A 14,930-nucleotide genomic window follows, 5' to 3' on the forward strand; every position below is an offset into this window, starting at 1 on the left:
TGCGTGAAGAAGACCACTCCAAGGTGGGGTCCGAGCCGCAGGCGCGTAGCCTCCCTACTTATGAGTACGCACGCCTCTGACCCCCTGGCCGCCCTCGGCTCCCTGCCGGGCGTCGCCGACTCGGTGGACTCCGTACGCAAGGCCGTCGACCGGGTCTACGGCCACCGTGTGATGCGCCGTCGCAGCAACGAGATCACCGCCGAGGCGGCGCTGCGCGGGGCGCGCGGCTCCGCCGCGCTCGCGGGCGCCGACTGGGCCCTCGAAGAGGTCCGTCGGCGCACCGACTTCGGCGCGGACCCGGAGGCCCGCACGGTCGGCGCGGCGCTGCGGCTGGGCGCCGAGAGCGGGCAGCTGCTCTCCATCTGGCGCCAGTCGCCGCTGCGGGTGCTGGCCCGACTGCACCTGGTCGCCGAGGGCGAGCCGCGCGAGTCGACGGGACGGCCGCGGCAGGCGGGCGAGCCGGTGGACGAGCCGCTGATCGAGGCGCCGCTGCCGGACCCGGCGGAGGTCTCCGGCCGGCTCGACGGCCTCGCCGACCTGATCATCGCGGGCGGCGACGCCCCGGCGCTCGTCACGGCCGCCGTGGTGCACGGCGAACTGCTCGCGCTGCGCCCCTTCACCTCGTACAACGGCCTGATCGCGCGGGCGGCTGAGCGGATCGTGCTGATCGGCAGCGGTCTCGACCCGAAGGCGATCTGCCCGGCCGAGGTCGGCCACGCCGAGCTGGGCCGGGCGGCGTACCTGGCCGCCTTCGACGGCTATCTCTCCGGGACCCCGGACGGCATGGGCGCCTGGATCGCGCACTGCGGACGCGCGGTGGAACTCGGGGTGCGGGAGTCGACGGCCGTCTGCGAGGCGCTGCAGCGCGGCGCGGCCTGAGCGCTTCTCGTACGTCCCGGGCGCGCCCCCAAACATGGGTTGCGGCGGTACCAGACTTCGGTACCGCCGCTGGCACGTCTACCCAGTTACCAAGCGTCCTCGATATGTGCCCATCAGGCGGGGAACTTTGCCCTGCGCCTGGTGCGGCTGGCCCTTAATCGAAGGGTCGACGTCGCGTGGGTGCCAGGTTTCTGTGCATCAGGTCCGTGGGGCCGTCATGCTCAACAGGTGATCCTCTCGGATGTCCCCGGTCTCGCGGGCCTGATTCCTTTCTACTCCTGTCCGGATGGAAGCGAAAGTCCTGAATCCGCTTCTTTGCGCCCTTCTCAAATCCAGGCAAAGGGATCGGCAAGTCCCGAGGTCGGAGCGGTGGGTCGCCCCGGGCTCTCCGAGATGAGGGCTCAGGCGACGGCCCGGGCCGCCGCGCGGGCGAGCGCGGCCTGCCGGCGGCGGCTGGCGTACCAGACGAGGCCCGCGGTGGCCGCCGCCGCACCCACCGCCGCCGCGGCGACGAGCGCCGGACGCGGCGGCATCCGGAACTCCGGCAGCCGCTGCTTGAGCCGGACCGGCTTGTCGAAGACCAGGACCGGCCAGTCCCGCGAGGTCGCCTCGCGGCGCAGCGCCCGGTCGGGGTTCACCGCGTACGGGTGGCCCACGGCCTCCAGCATCGGCAGGTCGGTCGCCGAGTCGCTGTACGCGAAGCAGCGCGAGAGGTCGTAGCCCTCGGACTCGGCGAGCTCCCGGATGGCCTCCGCCTTGGTCGGGCCGTACGCGTAGTACTCCACCTCGCCCGTGAAGCAGCCGTCCTCGCCGACCACCATGCGCGTGGCGACCACCCGGTCGGCGCCGAGCATCTCGCCGACGGGCTCCACGACCTCGGCCCCGGAGGTCGAGACGATCACGACGTCGCGGCCGGCGGCGTGGTGGTCCTCGATGAGTGAGGCCGCCTCGTCGTAGATGATCGGGTCGATCAGATCGTGCAGGGTCTCGGCCACGAGCTGCTTCACCTGAGCGACGTTCCAGCCTTTGCAGAGCTCGGAAAGATATTCGCGCATCCGCTCCATCTGGTCGTGATCGGCCCCGCCGACCAGGTATACGAACTGGATGTACGCCGTCCGCAGTGCGGCACGGCGACTGATCAGTCCGCCCCGGTAGAAGGACTTGCTGAAGGTCAGCGTCGAGGACTTCGCAATGACCGTCTTGTCCAGGTCAAAGAAGGCGGCTGCGCGCGGCATCGAGTGGTTTTCCACGTGCCCGAGCATAGGTGCCCGCCATTCGGCGTACGCTGGGGCGCGTGGGTTTGCCTGAGAAGGCTCTCGGGTACACCATGGAAGTCACGGATCGTTCGCGACCGTGCTAACCCGGTCCGGCTCCTCCCCCCCCGAGTCGGCCGGAGAGACGACCCCCGCTCTCCCCCCCGGCGGGGGTCGTCGCATGTCCGGACGGGTTTTCGTCCACTCTTCACTCATCTTCTCCCCTTCCTCCGGCGCGCGTCGCGGCGACGGCGAGGTGCGCGCACGAACCCTCGTTTCGTTACTCAGCGTAGTCGTCGGGCTGCTCTCCGGGCAGTCCCGGATCGGGTGACGGAGTTATTCACAGGCAGCCGGTTATCCACAGTTTTCGAGCAAGATCCACTTGATTTCCGGGGCTGCTGCACGGTGATTCCGGTTGCGAAGTCCGCGAACCGCAGGAATCACGTGAGGGGTGGGTGCCGTGGAGGGACCGAAGGCTTCCGGAACGCCGGCGCGAGGCACGACGGTGCGAGGCGTGGGGGAGCGAAGCGTGGCGGCGCGGGGCATGGCGGCGAGGCGCCGGGGCGAGGGCCCGGGCGCGGGTGGGGATCCGGGCACGGGCGTGGGAGCTGGGGACGGCGGCGCGCCGCCGGTCCGGCCGCTGCTCGTCACCGAGGACCTGGTGCTGCTCGACGACCTGCTGCGGCTGTGCGCGGCGGCGGGCGCCGAGCCCGAGGTGCACCACACCGTGCCCGAGCGCCGGGCGAGCTGGACCGACCCGCCGCTCGTGCTCGTCGGCGACGACGCGGCGGTCCGCTGCCGCACCGCCGCCCGAAGGCCGGGCGTGCTGCTCGTCGGCAGGGAACCCGACGACCCCGACGTATGGCGGCGGGCCGTCCGGATCGGCGCGGAAGGCGTGCTGATCCTGCCTGGTGACGAGGGCCGGCTGGTGGATCTGCTCGCCGACGCCGTCGAGGGCGTCGGGCGGCAGGCCCCGACCGTCGGCGTCATCGGCGGGCGCGGCGGCGCCGGGGCCTCCACCCTGGCCTGCGCCCTGGCCCTCGCCGCCGTCCGGGCCGGGCAGCGCACCCTCCTCGTCGACGGCGACCTGCTCGGCGGCGGCCTCGACGTCCTGCTCGGCGCAGAGCGCGCCGAGGGCCGCCGCTGGCCCGACTTCGCCGCCTCGAAGGGCCGGCTGGCCGGCGCCGCACTGGAGGAGTCGCTGCCCGAGGCGCACGGACTGCGGGTGCTCAGCTGGGACCGCGGCGATCCGGTGCTCGTGCCGCCCGAGGCCATGCGCTCGGTGCTCGCCGCCGCCCGGCGGCGCGGCGGGGTCGTCGTGGTCGACCTGCCCCGCCGGATCGACGACACGGTCACCGAGGCCCTCGCCCAGCTCGACCTCGGACTGCTGCTCGTCCCCGGCGAACTCCGCGCCGTCGCCGCCGCCCAGCGGGTGGCCGGCGCCGTCGGCACCGTGGTGCGCGACCTGCGCGCCGTCGTCCGCGGGCCGTACGCGCCCGGGCTCGACGAGCAGTGGATCGCCGACGCCCTCCGGCTCCCCCTCGTCGGCGAACTTCCCCACGACCCCGGCCTGTCGACGGCCGGCGACGGCGGACCCCCGCCCGGCGCGGAGGCCAGGAGCGGGCTCGCCCGGTTCGGTGCCGCGTTCTGGGACCGGGTCCTCACCCCGGAGCGTGCGGCATGAGCGGTACGGGACTCCTCGACGCCGTCCGCCAGCGCCTCGCCGAGAGCGGCGCCGAGCCGACCCCGGCCCGGGTCGCGGCGGCGCTCCGCGCCCAGGGACGCCTGCTCGGGGACGCCGAAGTGCTCGGCGCCGCCGAGCAATTGCGCAGCGAACTGGTCGGCACCGGACCGCTGGAGCCGCTGCTCGCCGACCCGCTGGTCACCGACGTCCTGGTCTCCGCACCCGACCGGGTCTGGGTCGACCGCGGCGCCGGACTGGAGACGACCGGGGTGACCTTCCCCGACGCGGCTGCGGTACGGCGCCTGGCGCAGCGGCTCGCGGCGGTGGCCGGCCGGCGGCTCGACGACGCCCGGCCCTGGGTCGACGCCCGCCTGCCCGACGGCACCCGCATGCACGCCGTCCTGCCGCCGGTCGCCGTCGGCTCGACCTGTCTGTCCCTGCGGGTGGTGCGGCCCCGGGCCTTCTCGGTGGCCGAACTGACCGACGCGGGCACCGTCCCGCCCGGCGGTGAACCGGTGCTGCGGGCGCTGATCGAGGCCCGGGTGTCCTTCCTCGTCAGCGGCGGTACGGGCTCGGGCAAGACCACCCTGCTGTCCACGCTGCTCGGCCTGGTCGGCCCGCGCGAGCGGATCGTCATCGCCGAGGACTCCGCCGAACTGCGCCCCGACCACCCGCACGTGGTGCGCCTGGAGGCCCGCCCGCCCAACCAGGAGGGCGCGGGTCTCGTGACCCTGCGGGACCTGGTGCGGCAGGCGCTGCGGATGCGGCCGGACCGGCTGGTCGTCGGAGAGGTCCGCGGCCCCGAGGCGGTCGATCTGCTGGCCGCCCTCAACACGGGCCACGAAGGCGGCTGCGGCACCGTCCACGCCAACGCGGCGGCGGACGTGCCCGCCCGGCTCGAGGCCCTGGGGACGGCCGCGGGCCTCGACCGGGCCGCCCTGCACAGCCAGTTGGGCGCCGGGCTCTCCGCGGTGCTGCACCTGGTGCGGGACCGGTCCGGCACGCGCCGGATCGCCGAGGTGCATGTCCTCGAACGGGACCGGGAGGGGCTGGTGGTGACGGTGCCCGCGCTCAGCTGGAAACCGGGCGGATTCCAGCGGGAGCGGGGCTGGGGCCGGCTGCGGGCGCTGATCGGGGGCGAGCGATGACGGCGACGGTCCTCGGCGCGGCGCTGTGCGCGGTGCTCGCCCTGGCCTGGACGGCGGGGCACGAACGGGCCGCCCGCCGGGCGCGAGCGGTGCTGGCGGTCCCCGGCGGCCCGGCGCGAACCTGGAGCACGGCGCTCGGGCTCTGGTGGGAACGCCTGCGCGGCCGCCCCGAGTGGCTGTGTCTGCCGGCGGCCGGGGTGCCGGCCGTGCTCGGCTCCTCACCGCTGCCGCTCCTCGCGGGCGCCCTCGCGGTGCCGCTGGCCGGGCGCCGGTTGAGAGCGGCCCGGGCGCGCCGTGAGCGGGAGCGGCGGGCCGACCGGGTGGTCGCACTGTGCGGAGCCGTCGCGGGAGAACTGCGGGCCGGCTGGCAGCCCGCCCAGGCGCTGACGTTCGCGGCCCGCACCAGCGGGGCGCTCGGCGGGCAGGAGGCGGCCGTCCTCGCGGCGGCCCGCTTCGGCGGGGACGTGCCCGAGGCGCTGCGCCGGGCCGCCCGCCGGGACGGAGCCGACGGCCTGGCGGGGATCGCCGCCTGCTGGCAGGTCGCCGTGGACGGCGGCGCCGGCCTCGCCGCCGGCCTGGACCGCCTGGAGTCCGCCCTCCGGTCCCACCGGGACCAGCAGGAACGGCTGCGGGCCCAACTGGCCGGTGCCTGGGCGACGGTGGCCGTCCTCGCGGTCCTCCCCGTCGCCGGCCTCGGCCTCGGCTCGGCCCTCGGCGCCCGCCCCCTGTGGGTGCTGCTCCACACTCCTGCGGGGCTCGGCTGCCTGTTCGTCGGCGGGGTCCTGGAGGCGGCGGGTCTGTGGTGGGCGGCCCGGATCGTGCGGGGAGGTGAGCGTCTGTGACGGTGCTGCTCAGGGCGATGTGCGCCTTCGCGGGGATCGGCTGCTTCCTTGCCGGTGGCGCCCTGGAGATCGCGGGCCTGTGGTGGGCCGGCCGGACCGAACGGGGCGGTGAGCGCCCGTGATCGCGCTGCTCACGGCGGTGTGCGCCCTCGCGGGGCTCTCCTGTCGCCACGGCGAGGTCGCTCTGAAGGCGCCCGGTTCATGGTGGGCCGCTCAGCCCCTGCCGGGAGGTGAGCGTCCGTGATCGCGATCCTCACCGTGGTGGTGGCCCTCGCGGCCCTCGTGCTGACCCTCGCCGACCGGCGGCGCGGGCGGCGGGCTCGAGGGCGGGCGGCGGCCCTGCTCGCGACCCGGCAGGCGCCGGGGCGGCGCCGGTGGCCGGGGCTTCCTGTCCGGGTGCGGGCCTGGGGCGTGCCCGCTGTGGCGGGTCTCGCCGGGGGTGTGTTCGTCGGCGGGCTGCCCGGACCGGCGGTTGGGGGCGGTGTCGCCTGGGGCGTGTGGTGCCTCGGGAAACGGCGCGCGCGGGCCCGAGGGGCCGCCGGGGAGGCGGCGGAGGAGGAGAGGGCCGAGACGGCCCGTCAGCTGCCGCTCGCGGCCGATCTGCTGGCCGCCTGCGCTTCGGCCGGTGCGCCGCCGGGGGAGTCCGCCGAGGCGGTGGGGCGGTCCCTGGGCGGACCGGTCGGGGAGCGGCTGGTGCGCACCGCCGCCGAGCTGCGGCTCGGTGGCGAACCGGCCGAGGTGTGGCGGAGGTTCGGCGCGATACCCGGCGCGGAGGGACTGGCCCGCTGCCTGGAGCGGGCCGCCTCCTCCGGGGCGCCCGCGGCCGATGCCGTGGCGCGCCACGCCGAGGGGCTGCGGGCCGCCCGCGCCCGCACGGCGGCCGCCCGGGCACAGCGCGCGCAGGTGCTGATCACCGCGCCGGTCGGGCTGTGCTTCCTGCCCGCCTTCCTGGCGGTGGGGGTGGCGCCGGTGGTGATCGGCCTGGCGAGCGGACTGCTCGGCGGCCGGTGAGGACGGACGGGGCGCCCCGAAGGGACGCCCGACGAGACGACGACGGGTCCGGAGACGGACCCGAGGAGGTTCGAAGGATGCAAGTGAAGGCGCAGACGCAGACGCAGGTCAGGAAGCGGCTGGGTGCGTGGTGGCGGGCCCGGAGGGCCGCGGCGCGGCGGGACGCGGGGATGAGCACCACCGAGTACGCGATGGGCACCATCGCCGCGGCGGCCTTCGCCGCCGTGCTCTACAAGGTGCTCACCAGCGGCACGGTCTCCGAGGCCCTGGAATCGGTGATCGGGAAGGCTCTCGATGTGCCGTTCTGACCGGGGCTCGGTGACCGCGGAGACGGCGGTCGCGCTGCCGGCGCTCGTGCTGTTCACGGCGGCGCTGCTGTGGGCGCTGGCGGCCGCCGCCGGGCAGATCCAGTGCGTGGACGCCGCCAGGGCCGGGGCGCGGGCGGTGGCCCGCTCCGAGCCGGTGCCGGCCGCCGAGGCGGCGGCCCGGGCGGCCGCCCCCGACGGAGCCCGGGTGACCGTGGTGCGGGAGGGCGAGCTGTGGCGGGTGACCGTCGAGGCGGCCGCGCCCGGGCCCGGCGGCCTGGGGCTGACCCTGCGGGCCGGGGCGGCGGCGCTCGCCGAGGACACGGTGGGGGAGGTGATGGCATGAACCGGCGGCGGGCGGCCCGGGCGGACCGGGGAGCGGCGACGGTGTGGACCGCGTTCGCCGCGTGCGCTCTGTGCGTGGTGTTCGGTGCGGTGCTCGCACTCGGCCAGGTGGTCACGGCCCGGCACCGCGCAGGCGGTGCGGCCGACCTGGCCGCCCTCGCCGCCGCCGACAGGGCGCTGTGGGGCGAGGCGGACGCGTGTGCCGTCGCGACCCGGGTGGCGGCCGTCCAGGGCGCCGCTCTGCTGCGCTGCCGGGTCCGTGAGGACATCGCGGACGTCACCGCGAGGGTCGCCGTCGGTCCGTGGGCGAGCGAGGTCAGATCGCGAGCGGGCCCAGCAGGCCCCGGGGTGTTCCCCGGCCGGCGGAGTCCTACGGGGCCGCCGCCGGGCCCGGAAGATTCGGCCGGCCGGCCTGGGAACCAGGCGCGTCCCCGTGCGGGGCTCCCTCCGCCGTGGCTCCCTCGGCCCCCTCGACCCCCTCGTCCGGAGCGCCGCGGAGGAGTTCCGTGAGGAGGCGGACGGCGCCGCGCTTGTGGAGCGGGTCGTTGCCATTGCCGCACTTGGGGGACTGGATGCAGGACGGGCAGCCGGCGTCGCACTCGCAGGAGGCGATGGCCTCGCGGGTGGCGTCGAGCCAGGCGCGGGCGGTGTGGAAGGCGCGCTCGGCGAAGCCGGCGCCGCCGGGGTGCCCGTCGTAGACGAAGACCGTCGGCAGCAGGGTGTCGGGGTGGAGCGGCACGGAGACGCCGCCGATGTCCCAGCGGTCGCAGGTGGCGAAGAGCGGGAGCATGCCGATGGAGGCGTGTTCGGCGGCGTGCAGGGCACCGCCGAGGATCTCCGGGTTGATCCGGGCGCCGTCGAGCTGGTCCTCGGTGACCGTCCACCACACGGCCCGGGTGCGCAGGGTGCGGGGCGGCAGGTCGAGCTTGGTCTCGCCGAGCACCTCGCCGGTGATCAGACGGCGGCGGAGGAAGGAGACGACCTGGTTGGTGACCTCGACGGAGCCGTAGCAGAGGCGGCCGGCTCCCCAGGGGATCTCGGTGTCGGTGGACAGGACGGAGATGGAGGTGGTGTCGCGGGCGACGGTCGAGTAGGGCGGGTTCGCCTCCTCGACGAGGGCCACGGAGTCCTTGAGGTCGAGCTCGCGGACGAGATAGGTCCGGCCCTGGTGGAGGTGGACGGCGCCCTCGTGGACGGCGGTGTGGGAGGCGGCCTCGTCGACCGTGCCGAGCAGCCGGCCGGTGCCGGACTCGACGATCCGGACGGGGCTGCCCCCGCCGCCCCGGATGTCGGTGAGGTCGGCGGCCCGCTCGCGGCGGGTCCAGTACCAGCCGGTGGAGCGGCGGCGGAGCAGTCCGGCGGACTCCAGCTGGGGCAGCAGTCCGGGCACGGCCGGGCCGAAGAGGGCCAGGTCGGCGTCGGTGAGCGGCAGCTCGGCCGCGGCGGCGCACAGATGCGGGGCGAGGACGTAGGGGTTGTCGGGGTCGAGGACGGTGGACTCGACGGGCTGCTGGAAGATCGCCTCGGGGTGGTGGACCAGGAAGGTGTCCAGCGGGTCGTCGCGGGCGACCAGGACCGCGAGCGCGCCCTCGCCCGTGCGCCCGGCGCGGCCGGCCTGCTGCCACAGGGAGGCCCGGGTGCCGGGGTAGCCGGCGATCACCACGGCGTCGAGGCCGGAGACGTCCACGCCGAGCTCCAGGGCGGTGGTGGCGGCCAGGCCGAGGAGTTCGCCGGAGTGCAGGGCCTGCTCCAGGGCGCGCCGCTCCTCGGGCAGGTAGCCGCCCCGGTAGGCGGCGACCCGGCGGGCCAGGGAGCGGTCGACCTCGGCGAGGCGTTCCTGGGCGATCACCGAGATCAGCTCGGCGCCGCGCCGGGAGCGTACGAAGGCGACCGAGCGGACGCCCTGCACGGTCAGGTCGGTCAGCAGGTCGGCGGTCTCGGCGGTGGCGGTGCGGCGGACCGGAGCGCCCTGCTCGCCGTGCAGCTCGGTCAGCGGCGGCTCCCACAGGGCGAAGACCAGTTCGCCGCGCGGGGAGGCGTCGTCGGCGACCTCGGTGACCGGGAGGCCGGTGAGGCGGCCGGCGGCGAGGGCGGGCTCGGCGGAGGTGGCCGAGGCCAGCAGGAACACCGGCTCGGAGCCGTAACGGGCACAGATCCGGCGCAGCCGGCGCAGTACCTGGGCGACGTGGGAGCCGAAGACGCCGCGGTAGGTGTGGCACTCGTCGACGACGACATAGCGCAGGGAACGAAGGAAGGAGGACCAGCGGGGGTGGGACGGGAGGATGCCCCGGTGCAGCATGTCGGGGTTGGTGAGCACGTAGTTCGCGTACTGGCGGACCCACTCGCGCTCCTCGACCGGCGTGTCGCCGTCGTAGACGGCGGGGCGGATCCGGTTGCCGAGCGGGGCGGCGAGGGCGCGCACGGCGCGCCGCTGGTCGGCGGCGAGGGCCTTGGTGGGCGCGAGGTACAGGGCGGTCGTGCCGCGTCCGTTCGCGGCCTCGGAGCCGTCCAGGAGGGTGGAGAGGACGGGGGTGAGATAGGCGAGCGACTTGCCCGAGGCGGTTCCGGTGGCGATCACCACCGAGCTGCCGTCCAGGGCGTGCTCGGCGGCTTCCGCCTGGTGGGCCCAGGGATGCTCGATCCCGGCCTGCTCGACGGCCGCGATCACTTCCGCCCGGATGCGGTGCGGCCACACGGCATGCCGGCCCTCGCGGGCGGGCATGTGCTCCGTATGAGTGATGCGCGCGGCCCGGCTCTCGCCTCGCGAGAGCCGGTCGAGGACCTCGCCGGGAGAGGGGCGGCTGCCCGTTTCTCCCGTGGGTCGGCGGGGGCGGTGATTCTTGGCCATCGGCTCCGAGTGTGTCACCGGCGTGACGGACAATGCTCCCAAGGCGTCGTGCATGGCTGCCGGTAAGTGATTGAATGCCATCGCGGCCGGCGATCCGTCCCGTGGCTCCGCCCGGGAGACCCGAGGGACGGCCGCTCGATAGCTAGGTGCTGGAGGACCCGTGGACCTGTCTCTGTCGACTCGCACTGTGCCCGGCCCCAATGGCGACCGTACGGTCGTCGAGGTCGGTGGCGAGATTGATGTGTATACCGCGCCCAAGCTGCGCGAGCAGTTGGTCGAGTTGGTGAACGACGGCAGCTACCACCTGGTTGTCGACATGGAAGGCGTGGACTTCCTCGACTCGACCGGCCTCGGCGTGCTGGTGGGCGGTCTGAAGCGCGTGCGCGCGCACGAGGGATCGCTGCGCCTGGTCTGCAACCAGGAGCGCATTCTGAAGATCTTCCGGATCACCGGTCTGACCAAGGTGTTCCCGATCCACACCTCGGTCGAAGAGGCCATCAACGCGGCCGACTGAGCCCGCGCGGTCAGTCGTCGTCCCGTGCAGCCGCCGAGAATCCCAGGGGGATCGCATGGCCACCGTTGAACTGCTCTTCAGCGCCCAGCCCGAGCACGTCCGCACGGCCCGTCTGGTGGCCGCCGCGGTCGCGCGCCGGGCCGGGGTCGACGAGGCGGTCCTCGACGAGGTCCGGCTCGCCGTCGGCGAGGCCTGTTCCCGCGCGGTGGGGCTGCATCGCAGCAACGGGGTCACCACCCCGGTCCGGGTCGTGCTGACCGAGGAGGAGAAGTCCTTCTCCATCGAGGTCGGCGACGAGGTGCCCGGCGCGGGCGTGGCGGCAGCGGATGCCGCCGGTGTGCCCGGTGAGCGGGACGCGGCCCCGGCACCTGCCGAGGACTTCGACGACGCCGGCGGCGAGGACGAGATGGGTCTCGCGGTGATCCGCGGGCTCGTCGACGATGTCGAGGTGAGCGCCGGCGAGGACGGCGGCACCATCAGGATGAGCTGGCCCGCCAACCCGGACGCCGCGCTCGCCTGACACCTCCGCCGCCCGGCCCGCCCGGCGCGACGGACCCGAGAACGAGAAGAGGCCCTGCCCCGCAGGGCCTCTTTTTCATGCCCGGGCCCACACCTCCCCTCGCGACCGGGCGCCCGGTCGGGAATGCTTTGAGGGCATTACCGCATTCGGCGGTACTTGTGAGGTATTCGGGAATTACCATTGCGGCGACCTGTTTTGATCAGGTTTCCGTCCTTACAATCCGGCTTGTCTTGACCTCGCGTCGTCAAGGAGGACGGAATGGCGGGTCTCGCAGCCGCGGTGCTCACTCAGGAGAACCGCGTGATCGTGGTCGTCGTCGCGGGCGTCGCGCTCGCGGCGCTGGTCGTCGCCCAGCTCCTCGTCCGGCAGGTCCTCTCGGCCGGCGAGGGCACGGAGAAGATGAAGCAGATCGCGGCGGCGGTGCAGGAGGGCGCCAACGCGTATCTCGCCCGGCAGCTGCGCACCCTCGGCGTCTTCGCCGTCGTCGTGTTCTTCCTGCTGTTCCTGCTGCCCGCCGACGACTGGTCGCAGCGGGCCGGACGCTCACTGTTCTTCCTGGTCGGCGCGCTTTTCTCGGCCGTCACCGGATATGTCGGCATGCGGCTCGCGGTGCGGGCGAACGTCCGGGTCGCCGCGGCGGCCCGTGAGGCGACCCCGGCCGAGGGCGAACCGGCGAGGAACCTGACGGATGTGTCGCACCGGGCGATGAAGATCGCGTTTCGTACGGGTGGCGTGGTCGGCATGTTCACCGTCGGGCTCGGTCTGCTCGGCGCGTCCTGCGTGGTGCTCGTCTACGCCGCCGACGCGCCGAAGGTCCTGGAGGGCTTCGGCCTGGGCGCCGCGCTCATCGCCATGTTCATGAGGGTCGGCGGCGGCATCTTCACCAAGGCCGCCGACGTCGGCGCGGACCTGGTCGGCAAGGTCGAGCAGGGCATCCCCGAGGACGACCCGCGCAACGCCGCCACCATCGCCGACAACGTGGGCGACAACGTCGGCGACTGCGCGGGCATGGCCGCCGACCTCTTCGAGTCGTACGCCGTGACCCTGGTCGCCGCCCTCATCCTCGGCAAGGCCGCCTTCGGCGACCTCGGCCTCGCCTTCCCGCTGCTCGTCCCGGCGATCGGCGTGGTCACCGCGATGATCGGCATCTTCGCGGTGGCCCCGCGGCGCACCGACCGCAGCGGGATGACCGCCATCAACCGCGGCTTCTTCCTCTCCGCGGTGATCTCCCTCGCCCTGGTGGCCGTCGTCGCCTTCGCCTATCTGCCGTCCTCCTACGCCGAGCTCGACGGCGTCACCGAGCCCGGCATCACCGCCCACGACGGCGACCCGCGGATCCTCGCCCTGGTCGCGGTCGCCATCGGCATCGTGCTCGCCGCGCTGATCCAGCAGCTCACCGGCTACTTCACGGAGACCGGCCGGCGTCCGGTCCGCGACATCGGCAAGTCCTCGCTCACCGGCCCCGCCACCGTCGTCCTCGCCGGCGTCTCCATCGGCCTGGAGTCGGCCGTCTACACGGCGCTGCTCATCGGGCTCGCCGTCTACGGCGCCTTCCTGCTCGGCGGCGCCTCCATCATGCTGGCGCTGTTCGCGGTGGCCCTGGCCGGGACCGGGCTGCTCACCACGGTCGGCGTGATCGTCGCCATGGACACCTTCGGACCGGTCTCCGACAACGCGCAGGGCATCGCCGAGATGTCCGGCGACGTGGAGGGCGCCGGGGCGCAGGTGCTCACCGACCTCGACGCCGTCGGCAACACCACCAAGGCGATCACCAAGGGCATCGCGATCGCCACCGCCGTCCTCGCCGCCTCCGCGCTCTTCGGCTCCTACCGGGACGCCATCGCGACCGCCGTCGCCGACGTCGGGGCCAGGGCCGGCGAGGCCAACCTCTCCATGGACATCTCGCAGCCCAACAACCTCTTCGGGATGATCCTCGGCGCCGCGGTCGTCTTCCTCTTCTCCGGACTCGCGATCAACGCCGTCTCCCGGTCGGCCGGGGCGGTGGTGTACGAGGTGCGGCGGCAGTTCCGCGAGCACCCCGGGATCATGGACTACACCGAGAAACCGGAGTACGGGCGGGTCGTCGACATCTGCACCAAGGACGCGCTGCGCGAGCTCGCCACGCCCGGGCTGCTCGCCGTGACGGCCCCGATCGCGGTCGGCTTCTCCCTCGGCGTCGGCGCGCTCGGCTCGTACCTCGCGGGCGCCATCGGCACCGGCGCGCTGATGGCCGTCTTCCTCGCCAACTCCGGCGGCGCGTGGGACAACGCGAAGAAGCTGGTGGAGGACGGGCACCACGGCGGCAAGGGCAGCGACGCGCACGCCGCGACCGTGATCGGCGACACCGTCGGCGACCCCTTCAAGGACACCGCGGGGCCGGCGATCAACCCGCTCCTGAAGGTGATGAACCTGGTCGCGCTGCTGATCGCGCCGGCGGTCGTGCAGTTCAGCTTCGGGGCCGACGCGAGCCCCTGGCTGCGGGCCCTGGTCGCGGTGCTCGCGATCGGTGTGATCGTGGCGGCGGTCCGGGTCTCCAAGCGGCGTTCGGTGGCCGTCGGCGACGACTCGGCGGAGCGCGACGGCACGTCGAAGGACGCCGCCGTCGCACCGTGAACGGAGGCTCCCCGACAGCTTGATGAGTTCTCGTCAAAGCAGGGGCGGGCGGCGCGTTCTGACGTGACGTCCGCCCCTGCTTCCTTGGTTCAAAAGGCTGCAATATCGGATGAATCAGTCGCACGATCGGTGGAAGCCGTCCGTCCGGCGTGTATGTTCCGGGGCCGAGAGCCTTGGAAGGGACCGATCCGGTGAACAAGAAGCTTGCGGCCGCACTGTCCGGCGGCGCGGTACTGGTGCTCGTGCTGTCCGGATGCAGCAGCGACGACGAGGGCGACAAGGTCAACGACTGGGCCAAGACGTTCTGCGACCAGGCGCAGCCGCAGATCCAGAAGCGGGCCAACGCCAACCAGCTGATCATCTCCACCGCGGCCGACAGCAAGCCCGAGACGATCAAGGCCGCCGACTCGAAGGCCTTCCAGGACATCGCCGACGCCGACCGGGCGCTCGCCAAGGCCGTCGAGAGCGCCGGCGCTCCGCCGGTCGACAACGGCCAGAAGATCCAGCAGGACGCCATCAAGGAGCTCAACGCCACGGCCGTGGCCTACGACGGGCTGAAGAAGCAGGTCGACGCGCTGGACACCACGAACCAGCAGAAGTTCGCGGACGGGCTCAAGGTCGTCTCCGACAACCTGGCGAAGATCCAGAACATGGACCAGGACGCCGTCGCCAAGCTCCAGGCCGGCGAGCTCGGCCAGGCCATGGCCAAGCAGCCCGGCTGCCAGACGCCGAAGGCGTCTGTGCCGCCGAGCGCCTCCCCGAAGGCCGGCGCCCCCGACGCGGGCACCAAGACCCCGGCGGCCAAGACCCCGGCGGCCAAGCCCTCCGCCTCGGCGAAGACCGAGGAGTAGGCCGCACAGGAAGCACCCGGACGTCGGGCACCCGGACGTCCGGGCGCCCGGTGGCTCCGGGGCCCCTCCGGGTCGGCTCCGGGACGGTTCAGGGACGTCGGTGGCTGCCGAAGTCGG

The 14,930-nt window shown here is 74.1% G+C and carries 14 protein-coding genes and 1 pseudogene; 13 read left to right on the plus strand and 2 right to left on the minus strand.

Annotation, left to right across the window (positions count from 1 at the left end):
* Positions 1-60: 60 nt before the first annotated feature.
* Positions 61-879, plus strand: coding sequence for a Fic family protein (locus tag KV205_RS17205; protein ID WP_265865248.1), 819 nt, complete (start codon positions 61-63; stop codon positions 877-879).
* 401 nt (positions 880-1,280) lie between these two features.
* Here the strand turns inward: KV205_RS17205 and KV205_RS17210 are convergent, their stop codons facing one another.
* Positions 1,281-2,141 (minus strand): HAD family phosphatase, encoded by an 861-nt coding sequence (locus KV205_RS17210; protein ID WP_265865249.1) that lies wholly within the window; start codon positions 2,139-2,141, stop codon positions 1,281-1,283.
* Between the two features lie 535 nt (positions 2,142-2,676).
* Here KV205_RS17210 and ssd point away from each other — a divergent pair.
* From ssd to KV205_RS17250, 8 genes and pseudogenes are all read left to right on the plus strand, one after another.
* Positions 2,677-3,816, plus strand: a complete 1,140-nt coding sequence (gene ssd, locus KV205_RS17215) for a septum site-determining protein Ssd (protein ID WP_274710559.1) — start codon at positions 2,677-2,679, stop codon at positions 3,814-3,816.
* Positions 3,813-4,964, plus strand: a complete 1,152-nt coding sequence (locus KV205_RS17220; RefSeq protein WP_265865251.1) for a TadA family conjugal transfer-associated ATPase — start codon at positions 3,813-3,815, stop codon at positions 4,962-4,964. The genes ssd and KV205_RS17220 overlap by 4 nt, the downstream gene beginning before the upstream one ends.
* The gene (locus tag KV205_RS17225) at positions 4,961-5,806 is read left to right on the plus strand and encodes a type II secretion system F family protein (RefSeq protein ID WP_265865252.1); all 846 of its coding nucleotides are present in this window, start codon (positions 4,961-4,963) and stop codon (positions 5,804-5,806) included. Before KV205_RS17220 ends, KV205_RS17225 begins: the two co-directional genes overlap by 4 nt.
* Positions 5,803-5,928: a hypothetical protein gene (locus tag KV205_RS17230; protein WP_265865253.1), complete on the plus strand. Its 126-nt coding sequence runs from the start codon at positions 5,803-5,805 to the stop codon at positions 5,926-5,928. Before KV205_RS17225 ends, KV205_RS17230 begins: the two co-directional genes overlap by 4 nt.
* A gap of 118 nt (positions 5,929-6,046) precedes the next feature.
* Entirely contained in the window at positions 6,047-6,817 is a 771-nt protein-coding gene (locus tag KV205_RS17235) for a type II secretion system F family protein (RefSeq protein ID WP_265865254.1), read from the plus strand.
* Between the two features lie 170 nt (positions 6,818-6,987).
* Positions 6,988-7,125 carry a DUF4244 domain-containing protein gene (locus KV205_RS17240; RefSeq protein ID WP_265865255.1) on the plus strand — a complete coding sequence of 46 codons (138 nt, stop codon included), beginning with the start codon at positions 6,988-6,990 and terminating at the stop codon, positions 7,123-7,125.
* The gene (locus KV205_RS17245; protein WP_265865256.1) at positions 7,112-7,468 is read left to right on the plus strand and encodes a TadE family type IV pilus minor pilin; all 357 of its coding nucleotides are present in this window, start codon (positions 7,112-7,114) and stop codon (positions 7,466-7,468) included. The genes KV205_RS17240 and KV205_RS17245 overlap by 14 nt, the downstream gene beginning before the upstream one ends.
* Positions 7,465-7,743, plus strand: a pseudogene (locus KV205_RS17250) (Rv3654c family TadE-like protein); the annotation flags it as partial. The gene KV205_RS17245 and the pseudogene KV205_RS17250, both read left to right, overlap by 4 nt.
* Positions 7,744-7,837: 94 nt before the next feature.
* On the opposite strand, the gene KV205_RS17255 reads toward KV205_RS17250, so the two are convergent.
* Positions 7,838-10,396: a DEAD/DEAH box helicase gene (locus KV205_RS17255; RefSeq protein ID WP_265865257.1), complete on the minus strand. Its 2,559-nt coding sequence runs from the start codon at positions 10,394-10,396 to the stop codon at positions 7,838-7,840.
* 79 nt (positions 10,397-10,475) lie between these two features.
* Here KV205_RS17255 and KV205_RS17260 point away from each other — a divergent pair, with 79 nt between their 5' ends.
* From KV205_RS17260 to KV205_RS17275, 4 genes are all read left to right on the plus strand, one after another.
* Complete coding sequence (locus KV205_RS17260) at positions 10,476-10,829, plus strand: STAS domain-containing protein (protein ID WP_265865258.1); 354 nt, start codon at positions 10,476-10,478, stop codon at positions 10,827-10,829.
* Between the two features lie 55 nt (positions 10,830-10,884).
* Positions 10,885-11,349: an ATP-binding protein gene (locus KV205_RS17265; protein ID WP_265865259.1), complete on the plus strand. Its 465-nt coding sequence runs from the start codon at positions 10,885-10,887 to the stop codon at positions 11,347-11,349.
* Positions 11,350-11,607: 258 nt separating this feature from the next.
* Positions 11,608-13,962: a sodium-translocating pyrophosphatase gene (locus KV205_RS17270; RefSeq protein ID WP_265865260.1), complete on the plus strand. Its 2,355-nt coding sequence runs from the start codon at positions 11,608-11,610 to the stop codon at positions 13,960-13,962.
* A 191-nt stretch (positions 13,963-14,153) separates the two neighbouring features.
* Positions 14,154-14,813 (plus strand): small secreted protein, encoded by a 660-nt coding sequence (locus KV205_RS17275; protein WP_265865261.1) that lies wholly within the window; start codon positions 14,154-14,156, stop codon positions 14,811-14,813.
* The last annotated feature ends 117 nt before the right edge of the window (positions 14,814-14,930 follow it).

The organism is Streptomyces sp. SKN60, from assembly GCF_026236535.1.
Lineage (GTDB): Bacteria > Actinomycetota > Actinomycetes > Streptomycetales > Streptomycetaceae > Streptomyces.

Excerpts from the sequence above, each read along its gene's own strand:
- KV205_RS17265 (WP_265865259.1), top strand. The coding sequence starts at position 10,885 with ATGGCCACCGTTGAACTGCTCTTCAGCGCCCAGCCCGAGCACGTCCGC.
- KV205_RS17245 (WP_265865256.1), top strand. The coding sequence starts at position 7,112 with ATGTGCCGTTCTGACCGGGGCTCGGTGACCGCGGAGACGGCGGTCGCG.
- KV205_RS17240 (WP_265865255.1), top strand. The coding sequence starts at position 6,988 with ATGAGCACCACCGAGTACGCGATGGGCACCATCGCCGCGGCGGCCTTC.
- KV205_RS17225 (WP_265865252.1), top strand. The coding sequence starts at position 4,961 with ATGACGGCGACGGTCCTCGGCGCGGCGCTGTGCGCGGTGCTCGCCCTG.
- KV205_RS17210 (WP_265865249.1), bottom strand. The coding sequence starts at position 2,141 with ATGCTCGGGCACGTGGAAAACCACTCGATGCCGCGCGCAGCCGCCTTC.
- KV205_RS17205 (WP_265865248.1), top strand. The coding sequence starts at position 61 with ATGAGTACGCACGCCTCTGACCCCCTGGCCGCCCTCGGCTCCCTGCCG.
- KV205_RS17255 (WP_265865257.1), bottom strand. The coding sequence starts at position 10,396 with ATGGCATTCAATCACTTACCGGCAGCCATGCACGACGCCTTGGGAGCA.
- ssd (WP_274710559.1), top strand. The coding sequence starts at position 2,677 with ATGGCGGCGAGGCGCCGGGGCGAGGGCCCGGGCGCGGGTGGGGATCCG.
- KV205_RS17270 (WP_265865260.1), top strand. The coding sequence starts at position 11,608 with ATGGCGGGTCTCGCAGCCGCGGTGCTCACTCAGGAGAACCGCGTGATC.
- KV205_RS17220 (WP_265865251.1), top strand. The coding sequence starts at position 3,813 with ATGAGCGGTACGGGACTCCTCGACGCCGTCCGCCAGCGCCTCGCCGAG.